Below are 14,221 nucleotides of genomic sequence, written 5' to 3'. Positions count from 1 at the left end.
CCCTATGTCCACCCCCTCGTACCCCTCGGCCGCCGAGGTCCTCGCCGCGGTGCCCAAGCAGCTCTACATCGCCGGGTCGTGGTCCGACGCGGCGGGCGGCCGGACCATGCCGGTCGACGACCCGGCCACCGGTGAGGTGCTGTGCGACGTCGCCGACGCCGCCCCCGCCGACGGGCAGCGCGCCCTGGCCGCGGCCGAGGAGGCCCAGGAGAAGTGGGCGGCCACCGCGCCCCGCGCGCGCAGCGAGATCCTGCGCCGCGCCTATGAGCTGATCATGGAGCGGGCCGACGCGCTCGCCGCGCTGATGACGGCCGAGATGGGCAAGCCGCTGGCCGAGGCGCGCGGAGAGGCGGCCTACGCCGCGGAGTTCTTCCGCTGGTTCTCCGAGGAGGCCGTGCGCGTCGAGGGCGGGTTCTCCACGCTGCCGGACGGTAAGAACCGCATGCTGCTGATGCGCCGCCCGGTCGGCCCCTGTCTGCTCATCACGCCGTGGAACTTCCCGCTGGCCATGGGCACCCGCAAGATTGGCCCGGCGATCGCCGCGGGCTGCACCATGGTGCTCAAGCCCGCCCCGCAGACCCCGCTGTCCAGCCTGGCGCTGGCCGGGATCCTGGCGGAGGCGGGGCTTCCGGCCGGGGTGCTCAACGTGGTCACCACCTCCCGCGCCGGAGAGGTCGTGGAGCCCCTGCTGACCGGCGGGCACATCCGCAAGCTCTCCTTCACCGGCTCCACCCAGGTCGGCCGCACCCTGCTCGCCCAGAGCGCGCCCGCGGTGGTCCGCACCTCCATGGAACTCGGTGGCAACGCCCCCTTCATCGTCTTCGAGGACGCCGACCTCGATGTCGCGGTCGAGGGCGCCATGACCGCCAAGATGCGCAACATGGGCGAGGCGTGCACGGCGGCCAACCGCTTCTTCGTCCACTCCTCCGTGGCGGCGGAGTTCGCCGACCGGCTGGCCCGCCGCATGGGCGCGCTGGAGGTCGGCCCCGGCAGCCGCGCCGGTGTCCAGGTCGGGCCGCTCATCGACCGGGCGGGCCGTACCAAGGTCGAGGAGCTGGTCGCGGACGCCGTGGCACGCGGCGCCGAGGTTCTGGTCGGCGGCAGCACCCCCGAGGGCCCCGGCTGCTTCTACCCGCCCACGGTGCTCACCGGTGTCTCCCCGGCCAGCCGGCTGATGGAGACCGAGATCTTCGGGCCGGTCGCGGCCGTGCTCACCTTCGACGACGAGGACGAGGTCCTCGCCACCGCCAACGACACCGAATGGGGTCTGGTGGGCTATGTGTTCACCCAGGATCTCAACCGCTCGCTGCGGGTGAGCGAGCGGCTCGAGGTCGGCATGGTCGGCCTCAACACCGGACTGGTCTCCAACCCCGCGGCCCCCTTCGGCGGCGTCAAACAGTCCGGGCTCGGACGCGAGGGCGGCCGCGTCGGCATCGACGAGTTCCTGGAGTACAAGTACGTCGCGGTGCCGGTCTGACCGCTGCCACACCCCAACCAGCCGCATCACCAACCTCTCCGAACAGCACGCCCAGGGCCCCCGCCGGAACCGCCGGGGGCGCTTGGGCGTTGCCCCCATTGACGCGTTGCCCCAGATACGCGGCGGTGAGGAGCGGATATGGGCGAGTTGGTGCCCGGCGGGAACCAGGCGCTGCCCGACGGCGCGCTGACCATCCGAGTGCCGGGCCCGTTCGACCTGTCCGCGCTGATCACCGGCGAGGACGGAAAGGTCGCGGGCGACGGCGACTTCGTCTTCTTCAATCAGCCCACCGCGCCCGGCGCCCGGCTGGACGGCGACACCGTCACCCTGCGGCCACGGGCGCTGCGGCCCGGCGCCGCCCGGGTCACCCTCGTCATCAGCCCCGCCGACCCGGGCACCCCGCTGGGGCGGCTCCCGGCGCCCGTGCTGAGCGTCCTGGACGAGCGGGGAGCGCCGCTGGCCCGGTTCGCCCCGCCGCGCCCCGCGCGGGAGACGGTGCTGCTGCTCGCCGAGATCTACCGCCGTGGCGGCGACTGGAAGGTGCGGGCGATCGGCCAGGGGTACGCCGACGGACTGGCCGGGGTGGCCCGGGACTTCGGCGTCGACGTCGCCGACGACGGAGCCCCCGCGCCCGCGCCCCCGCCGCCCGCGTCCCCCGCGCCCGTGCTCGTGCCTCCCATGCCTCTCGCGCCTCCCGCCCCGGCGCCCGCCGCCCCGGCGCCCGCCGACGCGGCCTCGCGGCAGGCCCTCGACGTGGTGAACGCGGCGCGGGCAGGGGCCGGGGCCGCGCCCGTGGCCCTCGACGGACGGCTGACCGCGGCGGCCGAGGCACACGCCCGGACCATGGCCGCCCACGGCGCGCTGGCGCTGGAGAGCCCGGACGGCACCTCGCTCTTCCACCGGATCGCCGCGCACGGATACCGCCCGCTGACCATCGCCGAGCACATCGTCTCCGGGCCGCGCACCCCACGCGAGTTCGTGGACTACTGCCTCGAAGGCGCCGAGCGCCGGGGCCCGTTCCACGACCCGGCCCTCGTCCACCTGGGCATCGGCCGGGCCGACGGGCCCACCACCGGGGACGTCTACTGGACGGCGGTATGGGCCCGGCCGTTCACCCCGGACGGGCTGCTGCGCCTGGCCTCCGAGGTCATCGCCCTCACCAACGCGGAGCGCGCCGCCGCCCGGCTCGCGCCCCTCGCCCCGGACCCGCGGCTGACCGCGGCCGCGCAGGCACACAGCGACGACATGGTGGTCCGCGACTTCTACTCCCACACCGGCCCCGGGGGGCATCAGCCCTGGGACCGGGCCCGGGCCGCCGGAGCCACCCACCGCGGCATCGGCGAGAACATCGCATGCGGCCAGCGCTCCCCGGAGGAGGTGGTGCGCGGCTGGATGAACAGCCCGGGTCACCGGGCCAACATCCTGAAGCCCGACTTCACCCATATCGGCGTCGGCCATGCCACCGGCAGCCGCGCGGGCACGTACTGGACCCAGGTCTTCGGCGCCGCCTGATGGCGTCCCCGCCCCTGTCCGCCTCCGGCCGTGGCGTCAGGTGCGCGACTCCAGAATGCGCCGTGTGGCGCTCCCGTACACCCCGTTCGCGTCGCCCCGGATCCCGTACCACACCTGGAACCGGGAGACGGCCTGGGCCAGCGTCTGGTCGTACTGGCCGTTGACCTGCCCGTCCTGATACACGTTCGGGATCCGCAGCAGCCGCTTCTGGAGCTCGGTGACCTCCGGACCGGTGCTCCCGAGGGTCAGCACATCGCCCGGGTCGCCCGGCGGCGGCAACTGGTCGTCCGGGCCCTGCGAGGCGGGGGCGCTCGGCGTCTGCGGCGCGCCGGAGGTCGCGGTCGGTGTGGCCGACGCGCCGCCCCCGGCCGCGCCGGACGCCGAGTCCCGGTCCACCATCACCACCAGCGAGAGGGCGACCCCCGCGCCGAGCCCGGCCAGCACCAGCAGGGCGGCGCTGGGGCGGCGTCGCCCGGCCGGGCCGGGCGGTGCGGGCGGTTGCCGAGGCGCGGCCGGTGCCTCCTGCGGGGGCCAGGCATCGGCGGCGGACGGGCCGCCCGTCATCTCCTGGGTGTCGTCATCCGCCATGGGCGGCGCCTCGGGCGGCAGCTCGGTGCCCGGCGGCCGGAAGAGGTCGAGCTCCTCCATCCATCCCTCGACCGGCCCGTCCGAGGCATCGTCGTACTCCGGCGTCGCGGGGAAGATGGCGGTCGGCTCGATCACCTGGCGCCCGGCTGGTCGGTCCGGATCGGGTTCGGCTGCCATACAGACCTCCTTATACGCCCCACACCATCACGCGGGGATACGGACGCGGGCGCGGGAAGATTCAAGCCGATCGTGAACCGGAGGCCCCGGAGCCCCCGCGGCGCCGGTGTGGCGTGGCGCCGCGGGGTAACCCGTCCTGAGAGGGTGCCCATGGTCTCGGGGACGTCGAAGGGAGCCATGAGATGGAGCGGACCACATGCTGCGTGGTGGGCGGCGGGCCCGCCGGGATGGTCCTCGGCCTGCTGCTGGCCCGGGCCGGGGTGGAGGTCACCGTCCTGGAGAAGCACGGGGACTTCTTGCGCGACTTCCGCGGCGACACGGTGCACCCCAGTACGCTGAGGCTCCTGGACGACCTGGGCCTCGCCGACCGGTTCTCGGCCCTGCCGCAGCGGCATGTGCACTCCATCCAGCTGCCCATAGGGCGGGGCGGCGAACTGTTCACGGTCGGCGAGATCGGCTCACTGCCGGGGAAGTACAACTACGTGGCGATGGTGCCGCAGTGGGATCTGCTCGATCTGCTGGCGGACGAGGCCGAGCGGGAACCCACCTTCCGACTGCGGACGAACACCGAGGTGACCTCCTTCCTCATGGAGCGAGGACGGGTCACCGGGGTGCGCTACCGCGACCGCACGAGCGGCTCCACCGGCGAGCTGCGTGCCACCCTCACCGTGGCCTGCGACGGCCGGGGATCGCTCGCCCGCGACCTGCCGGAGCTCGGACTCCAGGAGTTCGCCTGCCCGATGGACGTCTGGTGGTTCCGGCTGCCGCGCGAGGAGAGCGACCCCCAGGGGCTGGTGGGCAACGTCGGTGAACGCTTCCTCACCGCGATGATCGACCGAGGCGACTACTGGCAGTGCGCCGCCCTGATCCCCAAGGGGGCCGACGCCAAATGCCGCGCCGAAGGTCTCGACCGGTTCCTCGCCGCGTTCACCGAGGCCACCCCGTGGATGCGGCGGGAGCCGGCCGACCGTGAGCCGGGCCCGCGGTCCTGGGACGAGGTGAAGCTGCTGAACGTACGGATGGACCGGCTCCGCCGCTGGCACCGGCCCGGACTGCTGTGCATCGGGGACGCGGCCCACGCGATGTCGCCCGTGTTCGGGATCGGCATCAACCTCGCCGTCGAGGACGCGGTCGCCGCCGCCCGCCAGCTGGCCCGGCCGCTGCGCGAGGGCACCGTGGGCCTCGCCGACGTACGCGCCGTCCAGCGTCGCCGGTGGCCGACCACCGTCGCGACGCAGGGGTTGCAGCGGATCGCCCACGCCCGGGTCATCGGGCCGCTGCTGCAAGGGCGTTCACCGGTCGCCGGAGGGGAGCCGCTGCGGCTGGCCCAGGTGCTCACCAAGGCGCCCTGGCTGAAGCGGGCGCCCGCGTACTTCCTCGCCTACGGCGCGGGCCGGGAGCGGCCCCCGGCCGAGTCGCTGCGCCGTTCCGGATGAGCCGTTGAAGCCGGGTGCGGAAGACCCCTCCGCATCCGGCTTCAGGCATACGAGGAACCGTTAGACGATGCCTTCGGCGATCTCCGCCTGCTCGCGCGCCGAGCCGTACGCGGACGGCGTGTTGTACGAGCGGCGGGCCACGAACCACCAGACCGTGGCCAGCAGCAGCACCACGGCCAGCGCGATCGAGGCGTAGTTCATCGAGTCCACCGTCACCGGACTGGACTGCGGCAGACAGAACAGCACCGTCACGACCGCCACCCACACCACCGCGATCCAGCCCACCGGCTTGCTCCAGCGGCCCAGGTTCCACGGGCCCGGCTGGAACCGGTCCCCGGCGCGCAGCCGCAGGAAGACGGGGATGGCGTAGGCGGGCGTGATCCCGATGACGTTGATGGCGGTCACCGCGCCGTAGGCCGTCTCGGAGTACAGGGACGGCAGGGCCAGCACACAGGCCACCGCCACCGACAGCCACACCGCGTTCACCGGCGTCTGGGTACGGGAGCTGACCCGCTGCCACAGCCGTGAGCCCGGCAGCGCGCCGTCCCGGCTGAAGGCGAACACCATCCGGCTGGCCGCCGCCACCTCGGCGTTCCCGCAGAACAGCTGCGCCACGATGACGATGAGCAGCATCGCGGTGGCACCGCCCGTGCCCAGGGCGTCGATCAGGATCTGCGCCGGTGGCACTCCGGTGGCGCTTCCCTGGGTGCCGGTGTAGTCCTGGATGGCGAAGGTGAGCCCGGCCAGCAGTACGAATCCGGCCACCCAGGACACCCAGATGGCGCGGACGATCCCCCGGGCGGCGTGGACCGAGGCGTTGGAGGTCTCCTCGGACAGATGCGCGGAGGCGTCGTAGCCGGAGAAGGTGTACTGGGCGAGCAGCAGCCCGATCGCGGTCACATACAGCGGGTTCGACCAGCCGGTGTCATTGACGAACTCGGTGAAGACGAATTCGGGCGACTGGTGGTGGGAGGGCACGATCGCCAGCGCGCCGACGATGATGGCGACGCCCGCCAGATGCCACCAGACACTGACCGAGTTGAGCACGCTCACCAGCCGCACTCCGAACAGATTCAGCGCCGCGTGCAGCAGCAGAACGCAGACGAAGATGAGCATGGTCGATTCCGGTGTGGGATCGAATCCCCACTGGAGGTTGAAGAGCGCGCCGGTGAACAGGGCGGCGCCGTAGTCGATTCCGGCGATGGCCCCGAGCAGCCCCAGCAGATTGAGCCAGCCGGTGTACCAGCCCCAGGTCCGTCCGCCCAGCCGGTCGGCCATGTAGTACAGCGCTCCCGAGGTGGGGTACGCGCTGGTCACCTCGGCCAGGGCGAGCCCGACGCACAGCACGAAGAGCCCCACTCCGGCCCAGCCCCACATCATCACCGCGGGGCCTCCGGTGTCCAGCCCGAAGCCGTACAGCGTCATGCATCCGGAGAGAATGGAGATGACCGAGAAACTGATGGCGAAATTGCCGAAGCCGCCCATGCGGCGGGCCAGGACGGGTTGATAGCCGAGCTCACGCAGCCGCTGTTCGTCGTCCCGGTGGGGGGCGGGACTTGAACTCGACCATGCCGTGGACATGAATGCACCTCCGAATGCTGGGGCGGGCGAGGGGTGGTACAGGTGGGGGGAGATCGGCTCAGCCGCCGGACCCGGGTCTTGGCCCACGTGCCCCGGCCAGCGAGCGGACCCGGGCGCGAAGAAACATTTCTTCAGCCAAGGTGCGGTCGGCGGCGTCGCGGGTGCGGTAGGCCCAGGGGAGCGGGGTGAAGTACGGCCCCAGCGTCTCGAAGACGCGGGCCGCGTCGGGGAACAGCAGCGCGCCCCACAGGGCGTGTGCCAGATGGTTGAGATCGAGCAGGGAACTCGTCGTGACATCCGCGTGGTCGAACCAGCCGAGCAGCGCCTTCCTCGCGTCCCGGGTGGCGTCCTCGGTGGCCCAGTGAAGGTCGAGCGCCTTCTCGTAGCCCCGCTCCTCGCGGTACCGCTCGACATGGACGTACAGCGGCAGCACCTGTAGCGCGGACCCCTCGGGCGCGCCCGAGACCACCCACTGCACGAAGTTGACCGCCTCGGCCAGCGAACCCCCGGCCCGCCGGGCGTACACGAACTGCAGCATCCGGTGGTACGCCTCGCGGTTGTACGGATCGCGCCGGTCGGCCTCCGCCAGCAGCCCCCAGGGGCCGGGGAAGAGCAGCGGACCCGGCGGGGCCACCCGGTGTTCCTCCTGCCGCTGCTCCTTGTCCAGCTGGGCCAGGGCCAGCAGACACACCCAGGGCACCGGATCCGCCGGGGAGTGGTGCGCGGCCAGCTGGCAGGACTGCCACGCCTCGCGCCACAGCTCCCGGGTGCGGGGATGTCCCTCACGGTGTGCGCGCACCGCGCGCTCCACCCCGACCCGGGTGTGCATCACCAGCGCCGCCACGCTCCGCGGCTCCTCGGTCCGCCACGCGTCCACCACGTTGGATCCGGCGGCGGCCGTGGCCAGCACCTGGGTGCGCTGGGTCCACAGCGACCAGGTGGGAGTCTCCGCGAGCAGATTGCGCATCGATATCCAGCGCCCGGTGCGCAGATCCTGCAGCGCCACGCGCAGCCCGCCGTCATAGCCCGCGGGGTGGTACACGGGGCGGAACTCTTCCTCGGGCATCGGATGACTTTCGTACGGAGCTGACGTACCGGACGCGGGGAAACGAGGTGCCTGGGGGATGGTTGCAGGGATCTTATAGTCCCGGCGCAACGATCCGGGAACGGGGGACTCCGGTCCGTGCCCGAACGGACCGTCTTGACGCCCGCCCCGCGCCTGCACCAGGCTTTCCGGCAAGATCCGTGCCCCGTCCCGCGAGCGCCCCGTCCCGCGAGCGCGCCGTCCCCCGAGCCCGAAGCGATCCGCCCGTCCCGAGCGAAGAACCGGACATGCTGCCTGCAGAGCGTCGCCACCGCACCCCGGCCGGCCCCGCGACCGGCCCGGTCCTCGCCATCGACCAAGGCACTTCGGGCACCAAGGCGCTGGTGCTCTGCCCGGAGCGCGGGGTGCTCGGCTCGGCCGAGGTGCCCGTACGGCCCCGTTATCTGCCCGGCGGACTGGTCGAGGTCGATCCGGCCGCGCTGCTCACCTCGGTCCTCGATGCCGGGCGGCAGGCCCTCGCGGCCGCGGGGGAGCCGGTCATGGCGGTCGGGCTGGCCAACCAGGGCGAGACCGTACTGGCCTGGGACCCCGTCACGGGAGAGCCGCTGACGGACGCCCTGGTCTGGCAGGACCGGCGGGCCCAGACGGTGTGCGAGCAGCTCGCGCCGCACGCCGAGACGCTGCGCGAACTCACCGGCCTGCCCCTCGATCCGTACTTCGCGGCGCCCAAGATGGCGTGGATCCGGCGCCATCTGACCGGCGAGGGCGTGGTCACCACCAGCGATGTCTGGCTGGTCCACCGGCTCACCGGCGCGTTCGTCACCGACGCCGCCACCGCCGGGCGCACCGGACTGCTCGACCTCGACCGCGTCGCCTGGTCCCCGAAGGCGCTGGACCTCTACGGGCTGACCGCCGAACGGCTGCCGCGCGTCGTCGACGCCGCGGGGCCGGTCGGCACCACCACGGCCTTCGGCGGCGAGGTCCCGCTCACCGGACTCCTGGTCGACCAGCAGGCCGCCCTGCTGGCGCAGCGGGTGACCGAGGCGGGCACCGCCAAGTGCACCTACGGCACCGGCGCCTTCCTCCTCGCCCAGACCGGCGACCGGCCCCGGCGCGGCCCCCACGGCCTGGTCTCCTGTGTGGCCTGGCGGTTCGGCGGGCGCACCAGCTACTGCCTGGACGGACAGGTGTACACCGCCGCCTCCGCGGTGCGCTGGCTCAGCGACCTGGGGGTGATCCAAGGGCCCCAGGACCTCGACCCGGTCGGGGGGACCGTGCCCGACACCGGGGGAGTCACCTTCGTACCGGCGCTCGCCGGACTCGCCGCTCCGTGGTGGCGCGGCGACCTCAAGGGCTCGCTGACCGGGCTCGGCCTCGACACCACCGCCGGACATCTGGTGCGCGCCCTGTGCGAGGGCATCGCCGCCCAGGTCGTGGAGATCGCCGAGGCGGCCGCCTCCGACCTGGGCGCGCCGCTGACCGTCCTGCGGGTGGACGGAGGACTGACCCGCTCGGCGCTGCTGATGCAGACCCAGGCCGATCTGCTGCAGCGGCCGGTGGAGGTGTCGGCGTTGCCGGACGTCACGGCGCTGGGCGTAGGTGCCGCCGCGCGGATGGGGCTGGATCCGGGCCTGACGGTCGAGGAGGCAGTCCCCGCGTGGGAGCCAGCCGCCGTCTACGAACCGCGGATCGGCGCGGAGCGGGCCGCCGAGCGGCTGGCCGCCTTCCGCTCGGCCGTGGCCGCGCTGCTGGACCACGCGCCGACGGCCGCCGACCACGACTGAGGACCCCGCGCACCAGGAGCCGTGTCCACCACCGAGCAAGGGACCAGCATGACCGTTACGACCACGGGTGACCTCCCCGACGAGGTCTACGACGTGGCCATCATCGGCGCCGGGGTGGTCGGCGCCGCCATCGCCCGCGAACTGGCCCGGTACCGCTTGCGGATCGCCCTGGTCGAGGCGTCGAACGACGTCGGCGACGGCACGTCCAAAGCCAACACCGCGATCCTGCACACCGGCTTCGACGCCACCCCGGGCACCCTGGAGGCCCGCCTGGTGCGCGAGGGCTACCAGCGGCTGACCGCCTACGCCGCCGAGACCGGCATCCCGCTCGAACCGCTCGGCGCGCTGCTCGTCGCCTGGGACGGGGAGCAGCTCGCCGCGCTGCCGTCGCTCGCCGAGAAGGCCGCGCGCAACGGCTACGACGAGACGGCCATCCTCGGCACCGAGGCGGTCTACGCCCGCGAACCCCGCCTGGGCCCCGGCGCCCTCGGCGCGCTCGAGGTCCCCGGCGAGAGCATCATCTGCCCCTGGACGACGACGCTCGCCTACGCCACCCAGGCGGTCCGCGCGGGCGTCGCCCTGCATCTGAACTGCCCGGCCGGGGCCATCACCACCGGGGCGGACCACCACGAGATCGCCACCCCGCGCGGGGTGCTGCGCACCCGTCACCTGGTGAACGCCGCGGGGCTGTACTCGGACGAGATCAACCGGCGGCTCGGCCACCAGGAGTTCACCGTGACCCCGCGCCGCGGCCAGCTCATCGTCTTCGACAAGTTCGCCCGCGGCCTGGTCGACCACATCCTGCTGCCGGTGCCCACCGCGCTCGGCAAGGGCGTGCTGGTGGCGCCGACCGTGTACGGCAATGTGATGCTCGGCCCCACCGCCGAGGACCTCGACGACAAGACGGCCACCGGATCGTCGGCCGACGGACTGGCCTCGCTCCGCGAGAAGGGCGCGCGGATCCTGCCGGAGCTGCTGGAGGAGGAGGTCACCGCCGTCTACGCCGGGCTGCGCGCCGCCACCGAGCACGGCGACTACCAGATCCACGCCGACCCTGGCCGGCGGTATGTCGCCGTGGGCGGCATCCGCTCCACCGGACTCACCGCCTCCATGGCGATCGCCGCGCATGTGGCGGAGCTGCTCATCGGCTGCGGGCTGGACCCCGGGCCGGAGCGGGAGATCGAGCCCGTGCGGATGCCCACCATCGGCGAGGCGTTTCCGCGCCCCTACCAGCGCGCCGACCTCATCGCCGCAGACCCCGCGTACGGCACCGTGGTCTGCCACTGCGAACGCGTCACCCGGGGCGAGATCCGCGACGCGCTGACCGCCACCGTGCCACCGGCCTCGCTGGACGGACTCCGGCGCCGCACCCGGGCCCTGGCCGGGCGCTGCCAGGGATTCTTCTGCGGCGCCGCGGTGCGCGCCCAGTTCGAGGCGGCCACCGCGGCCCAGGACCGGACGGAGGCCCGGCGATGACCCCCATCGACCGTACCCACCGCACCGTCGACGTCCTGGTCATCGGGGCCGGACCGGCCGGACTCGCGGTCGCCGCACGGCTGGCCGCCGCCGGGGTGGACCGGGTCGAGGTCCTCGACCGCGAACAGCGCGCGGGTGGCATCCCCCGCCACTGCGACCACACCGGATTCGGGCTGCGCGATCTGCGCCGGCTGATGACCGGACCGGACTACGCCCGCCACCACATCGCCGCCGCCATCCGCGCCGGGGCCGTGCTGCGCACGGGCGCCACGGCCACCGGCTGGGCGGCGCCGCGGACCGTGGACGTCACCGGACCGACCGGCCTGGAGCGGATCACCGCCACGGCCGTCGTCCTGGCCACCGGCGCCCGGGAACGCCCGCGCAGTGCCCGGCTGGTGCCGGGCACCCGGCCCGCAGGTGTCTTCACCACCGGGCAGTTGCAGCAGGCCGTCCACGTGCACCACCAGAGCGTCGGCCGCCGGGCCGTCATCGTCGGCGCGGAACGGGTCAGCTACTCCGCGGTGGCCACCCTGCGCCGGGCCGGGGCCGAGGTCGCCGCCATGGTCACCGACCAGCCCCGCCACCAGACCCACCCGGCGCGTCACCTCGGCACCCGGCTGCGCCATCGCGTTCCGCTGGTCACCGACGCCACCGTGGCCGAACTGACCGGCCGGGTGCGGCTGGAGAGCGTACGGCTGCGGCACCGGGACGGCAGGACCGCGGCCATCGGTTGCGACACCGTGGTGTTCACCGGCGACTGGATCCCCGACCACGAACTGGCCAGAAGCGCCGGGATCGCCCTCGACCCCGGCACCCGGGGCCCGGCCACCGACGCCGAGTTCCGCACCGGCGCACCCGGGGTCTTCGCCGTGGGCAATCTGCTGCACCCGGTCGAGACCGCCGATATCGCAGCCCTGGACGGCCGGTTCGCCGCCGCGCCCGTACTGCGCCATCTCGCGGGCGTGCCATGGACCCCGGGACCGCTGCCGGTGCGGGTCGAGGCGCCGCTGCTGTGGATCTCACCCAACCGGCTCTCCCCGGACGGGCCCCGTCCGCCGCGCGGCCGGTTCACCCTGCGCACCACGCGGTTCCTGACCCGGCCGGTGCTCACCGTCAGCCAGGACGGCCGGACGCTGCACCGCGGGCGCCTTCCTCACACGGCGGCGCCCAACCGGCCGTTCCACCTGCCCGCCGGCTGGATCGCAGGGGCCGACGCACACGGCGGCCCCGTGCGTATCACAGCGGACTGACCGGGCCCCCGGGCGTGCCGCGCAGCCGCTCCATCTCGCGCCGGTCGCGCTTGGTGGGGCGGCCCGTCCCGCGGTCGCGCAGCCCGATCGGCACGGTGTGCTCGCGCGGTGGCGGCGGCGGGCTGTTGTCGACGTAGCACTCCACCGCCACGGGTGCCCCGACCCGCTTGCGCACGATGCGCGAGACGACCACGATCCGGTCGCGCCCCGCATGGCGCAGCCGCACCTCGTCGCCGGACCGCACCGTGTGCGCGGGCTTGACGCGCTCGCCGTTGACCCGGACGTGCCCCGCGCGGCAGGCCGAGGACGCCATGGAGCGCGTCTTCGTCAGCCGCACGGACCAGATCCAGCTGTCCACCCGTACGGACCCCTCGTCTGAAGCCATACCCCGACTCTAATGTCTAAGGTGCGACGCATGAGCGCACATTTCGACGTGGTGGTCCTGGGAGCCGGACCGGGTGGCTATGTCGCCGCGATCCGCGCCGCTCAGCTGGGCCTGACCACGGCCGTGGTCGAGGAACGCTACTGGGGCGGCGTCTGCCTGAACGTGGGCTGCATCCCGTCCAAGGCCCTGCTGCGCAACGCCGAGCTGGCCCATCTGTTCATCCACGAGGCCAAGGACTTCGGCATCCGGGTGAACGGCGATGTCACCGTGGACTACGGCGACGCGTTCGAGCGCAGCCGGAAGGTGGCCGACGGACGGGTCAGGGGCGTCCACTATCTGATGAAGAAGAACAAGATCACCCAGTTCGAGGGGCGGGGTGCCTTCACCGGACCCAACGACATGCTGGTCACCCGCTCCGGAGGCGGCACGGAGACGCTCACCTTCGACCACTGCGTGATCGCCGCGGGCTCGATCACCAATCTGCTGCCCGGCACCTCCCTCAGCGAGCGGGTGGTCACCTACGAGGAGCAGATCCTCTCGCCCACCCTGCCCGGCAGCGTCCTGATCGCGGGCGCGGGAGCCATCGGCGTGGAGTTCGCGTACATCATGCACAGCTACGGGGTGCAGGTGACGCTGGTGGAGTTCATGGACCGGATCGTGCCCCTGGAGGACGAGGAGGTCTCCGCCGAGCTCACCCGGCGCTTCCGCAGGCTCGGCATGAACATCCTGACCTCCACCCGGGTGGAGGCGATCAACGACGCGGGCCCCGCGGTCAAGGTCATGGTGACCACCGGCGGCCAGCGGCAGACCCTCCAGGCCGCCCGGGTGCTCCAGGCCATCGGGTTCCGGCCGCGGGTGGAGGGATACGGGCTGGAGCACACCGGCGTCCGGCTGACCGAACGGGGCGCCATCGGCATCGACGGCCGGTGCCGCACCAATGTGCCGCACATCTTCGCCATCGGCGACGTCACCGCCAAGCTGATGCTGGCGCACGCCGCCGAGGCCATGGGGATCGTCGCGGCGGAGACCATCGCCGGGGCGGAGTCCATGGAGCTGGACTATGTGATGATCCCGCGCGCCACCTTCTGCCAGCCGCAGATCGCCAGCTTCGGCTGGACCGAGGCCCAGGCGCGCGAGCGCGGCTTCGACGTCCGGGTGGCGAAGTTCCCGTTCACCGCCAACGGGAAGGCCCAGGGGCTCGGCGACCCCGTCGGCTTCGTGAAGCTCATCAGCGACGGCCGCCACGGCGAACTGCTGGGCGGCCATCTCATCGGCCCCGAGGTCACCGAGCTGCTGCCCGAGCTCACCCTCGCCCAGCAGTGGGATCTCACCGTGCACGAGGTGGCCCGCAATGTCCACGCCCATCCGACCCTCGGCGAGGCGGTGAAGGAGGCCGTCCACGGGCTCGCCGGACACATGATCAACTTCTGATCGCGGATGCCCCAACCCGGCCGCCACCAGGTGTGCGACCCGCGGATGTGCGTTAGACAGAGCATGTGAAAGTGCGCTC

General features: G+C 73.2%; 11 protein-coding genes. 7 read left to right on the top strand and 4 right to left on the bottom strand.

Features of this window, described 5'->3' with window-relative positions:
- Positions 1-4: 4 nt before the first annotated feature.
- Positions 5-1,477: an NAD-dependent succinate-semialdehyde dehydrogenase gene (locus ACMTAK_RS06495; protein ID WP_413805275.1), complete on the top strand. Its 1,473-nt coding sequence runs from the start codon at positions 5-7 to the stop codon at positions 1,475-1,477.
- A gap of 138 nt (positions 1,478-1,615) precedes the next feature.
- Complete coding sequence (locus tag ACMTAK_RS06490) at positions 1,616-2,989, top strand: CAP domain-containing protein (protein ID WP_413805274.1); 1,374 nt, start codon at positions 1,616-1,618, stop codon at positions 2,987-2,989.
- A 36-nt stretch (positions 2,990-3,025) separates the two neighbouring features.
- Here the strand turns inward: ACMTAK_RS06490 and ACMTAK_RS06485 are convergent, their stop codons facing one another.
- Positions 3,026-3,754 carry a peptidoglycan-binding domain-containing protein gene (locus tag ACMTAK_RS06485; RefSeq protein WP_413805273.1) on the bottom strand — a complete coding sequence of 243 codons (729 nt, stop codon included), beginning with the start codon at positions 3,752-3,754 and terminating at the stop codon, positions 3,026-3,028.
- A 182-nt stretch (positions 3,755-3,936) separates the two neighbouring features.
- Here ACMTAK_RS06485 and ACMTAK_RS06480 point away from each other — a divergent pair, with 182 nt between their 5' ends.
- Positions 3,937-5,190 carry an FAD-dependent oxidoreductase gene (locus ACMTAK_RS06480; RefSeq protein ID WP_413805272.1) on the top strand — a complete coding sequence of 418 codons (1,254 nt, stop codon included), beginning with the start codon at positions 3,937-3,939 and terminating at the stop codon, positions 5,188-5,190.
- Between the two features lie 60 nt (positions 5,191-5,250).
- Here ACMTAK_RS06480 and ACMTAK_RS06475 read toward each other — a convergent pair whose 3' ends face one another.
- A complete protein-coding gene (locus tag ACMTAK_RS06475; RefSeq protein WP_413805271.1) occupies positions 5,251-6,771 on the bottom strand; it encodes an amino acid permease in 1,521 nt (506 codons plus the stop codon).
- A gap of 58 nt (positions 6,772-6,829) precedes the next feature.
- On the bottom strand, positions 6,830-7,837 hold the full coding sequence (locus ACMTAK_RS06470; RefSeq protein WP_413805270.1) for a hypothetical protein: 1,008 nt from the start codon (positions 7,835-7,837) through the stop codon (positions 6,830-6,832).
- A gap of 266 nt (positions 7,838-8,103) precedes the next feature.
- Here ACMTAK_RS06470 and ACMTAK_RS06465 point away from each other — a divergent pair, with 266 nt between their 5' ends.
- The 3 genes from ACMTAK_RS06465 to ACMTAK_RS06455 are packed head-to-tail and all read left to right on the top strand — an operon-like array spanning position 8,104 to position 12,326.
- On the top strand, positions 8,104-9,600 hold the full coding sequence (locus tag ACMTAK_RS06465; protein WP_413805269.1) for an FGGY family carbohydrate kinase: 1,497 nt from the start codon (positions 8,104-8,106) through the stop codon (positions 9,598-9,600).
- 48 nt (positions 9,601-9,648) lie between these two features.
- The gene (locus ACMTAK_RS06460) at positions 9,649-11,076 is read left to right on the top strand and encodes an NAD(P)/FAD-dependent oxidoreductase (RefSeq protein WP_413805268.1); all 1,428 of its coding nucleotides are present in this window, start codon (positions 9,649-9,651) and stop codon (positions 11,074-11,076) included.
- On the top strand, positions 11,073-12,326 hold the full coding sequence (locus ACMTAK_RS06455) for an NAD(P)/FAD-dependent oxidoreductase (RefSeq protein WP_413805267.1): 1,254 nt from the start codon (positions 11,073-11,075) through the stop codon (positions 12,324-12,326). The genes ACMTAK_RS06460 and ACMTAK_RS06455 overlap by 4 nt, the downstream gene beginning before the upstream one ends.
- On the opposite strand, the gene ACMTAK_RS06450 is transcribed toward ACMTAK_RS06455, so the two are convergent.
- The gene (locus ACMTAK_RS06450; protein ID WP_413805266.1) at positions 12,313-12,711 is read right to left on the bottom strand and encodes an RNA-binding S4 domain-containing protein; all 399 of its coding nucleotides are present in this window, start codon (positions 12,709-12,711) and stop codon (positions 12,313-12,315) included. The two genes, ACMTAK_RS06455 and ACMTAK_RS06450, sit on opposite strands and share 14 nt — an antisense overlap.
- 30 nt (positions 12,712-12,741) lie before the next feature.
- On the opposite strand from ACMTAK_RS06450, the gene lpdA reads away from it, so the two are divergent.
- The gene (gene lpdA, locus ACMTAK_RS06445; RefSeq protein WP_413805265.1) at positions 12,742-14,142 is read left to right on the top strand and encodes a dihydrolipoyl dehydrogenase; all 1,401 of its coding nucleotides are present in this window, start codon (positions 12,742-12,744) and stop codon (positions 14,140-14,142) included.
- The last annotated feature ends 79 nt before the right edge of the window (positions 14,143-14,221 follow it).

The sequence above is a fragment of the Streptomyces lacaronensis genome (genome assembly GCF_047337785.1).
Lineage (GTDB): Bacteria > Actinomycetota > Actinomycetes > Streptomycetales > Streptomycetaceae > Streptomyces > Streptomyces lycopersici.
Note: the sequence above shows the minus strand (reverse complement) of the source record. Positions and strands in the feature narration are given on the sequence as shown.

Coding starts and splice junctions, on each gene's coding strand:
- ACMTAK_RS06490 (WP_413805274.1), top strand. CDS start 1,616: ATGGGCGAGTTGGTGCCCGGCGGGAACCAGGCGCTGCCCGACGGCGCG.
- ACMTAK_RS06460 (WP_413805268.1), top strand. CDS start 9,649: ATGACCGTTACGACCACGGGTGACCTCCCCGACGAGGTCTACGACGTG.
- ACMTAK_RS06475 (WP_413805271.1), bottom strand. CDS start 6,771: ATGTCCACGGCATGGTCGAGTTCAAGTCCCGCCCCCCACCGGGACGAC.
- ACMTAK_RS06450 (WP_413805266.1), bottom strand. CDS start 12,711: ATGGCTTCAGACGAGGGGTCCGTACGGGTGGACAGCTGGATCTGGTCC.
- ACMTAK_RS06465 (WP_413805269.1), top strand. CDS start 8,104: ATGCTGCCTGCAGAGCGTCGCCACCGCACCCCGGCCGGCCCCGCGACC.
- ACMTAK_RS06480 (WP_413805272.1), top strand. CDS start 3,937: ATGGAGCGGACCACATGCTGCGTGGTGGGCGGCGGGCCCGCCGGGATG.
- lpdA (WP_413805265.1), top strand. CDS start 12,742: ATGAGCGCACATTTCGACGTGGTGGTCCTGGGAGCCGGACCGGGTGGC.
- ACMTAK_RS06455 (WP_413805267.1), top strand. CDS start 11,073: ATGACCCCCATCGACCGTACCCACCGCACCGTCGACGTCCTGGTCATC.
- ACMTAK_RS06470 (WP_413805270.1), bottom strand. CDS start 7,837: ATGCCCGAGGAAGAGTTCCGCCCCGTGTACCACCCCGCGGGCTATGAC.
- ACMTAK_RS06485 (WP_413805273.1), bottom strand. CDS start 3,754: ATGGCAGCCGAACCCGATCCGGACCGACCAGCCGGGCGCCAGGTGATC.
- ACMTAK_RS06495 (WP_413805275.1), top strand. CDS start 5: ATGTCCACCCCCTCGTACCCCTCGGCCGCCGAGGTCCTCGCCGCGGTG.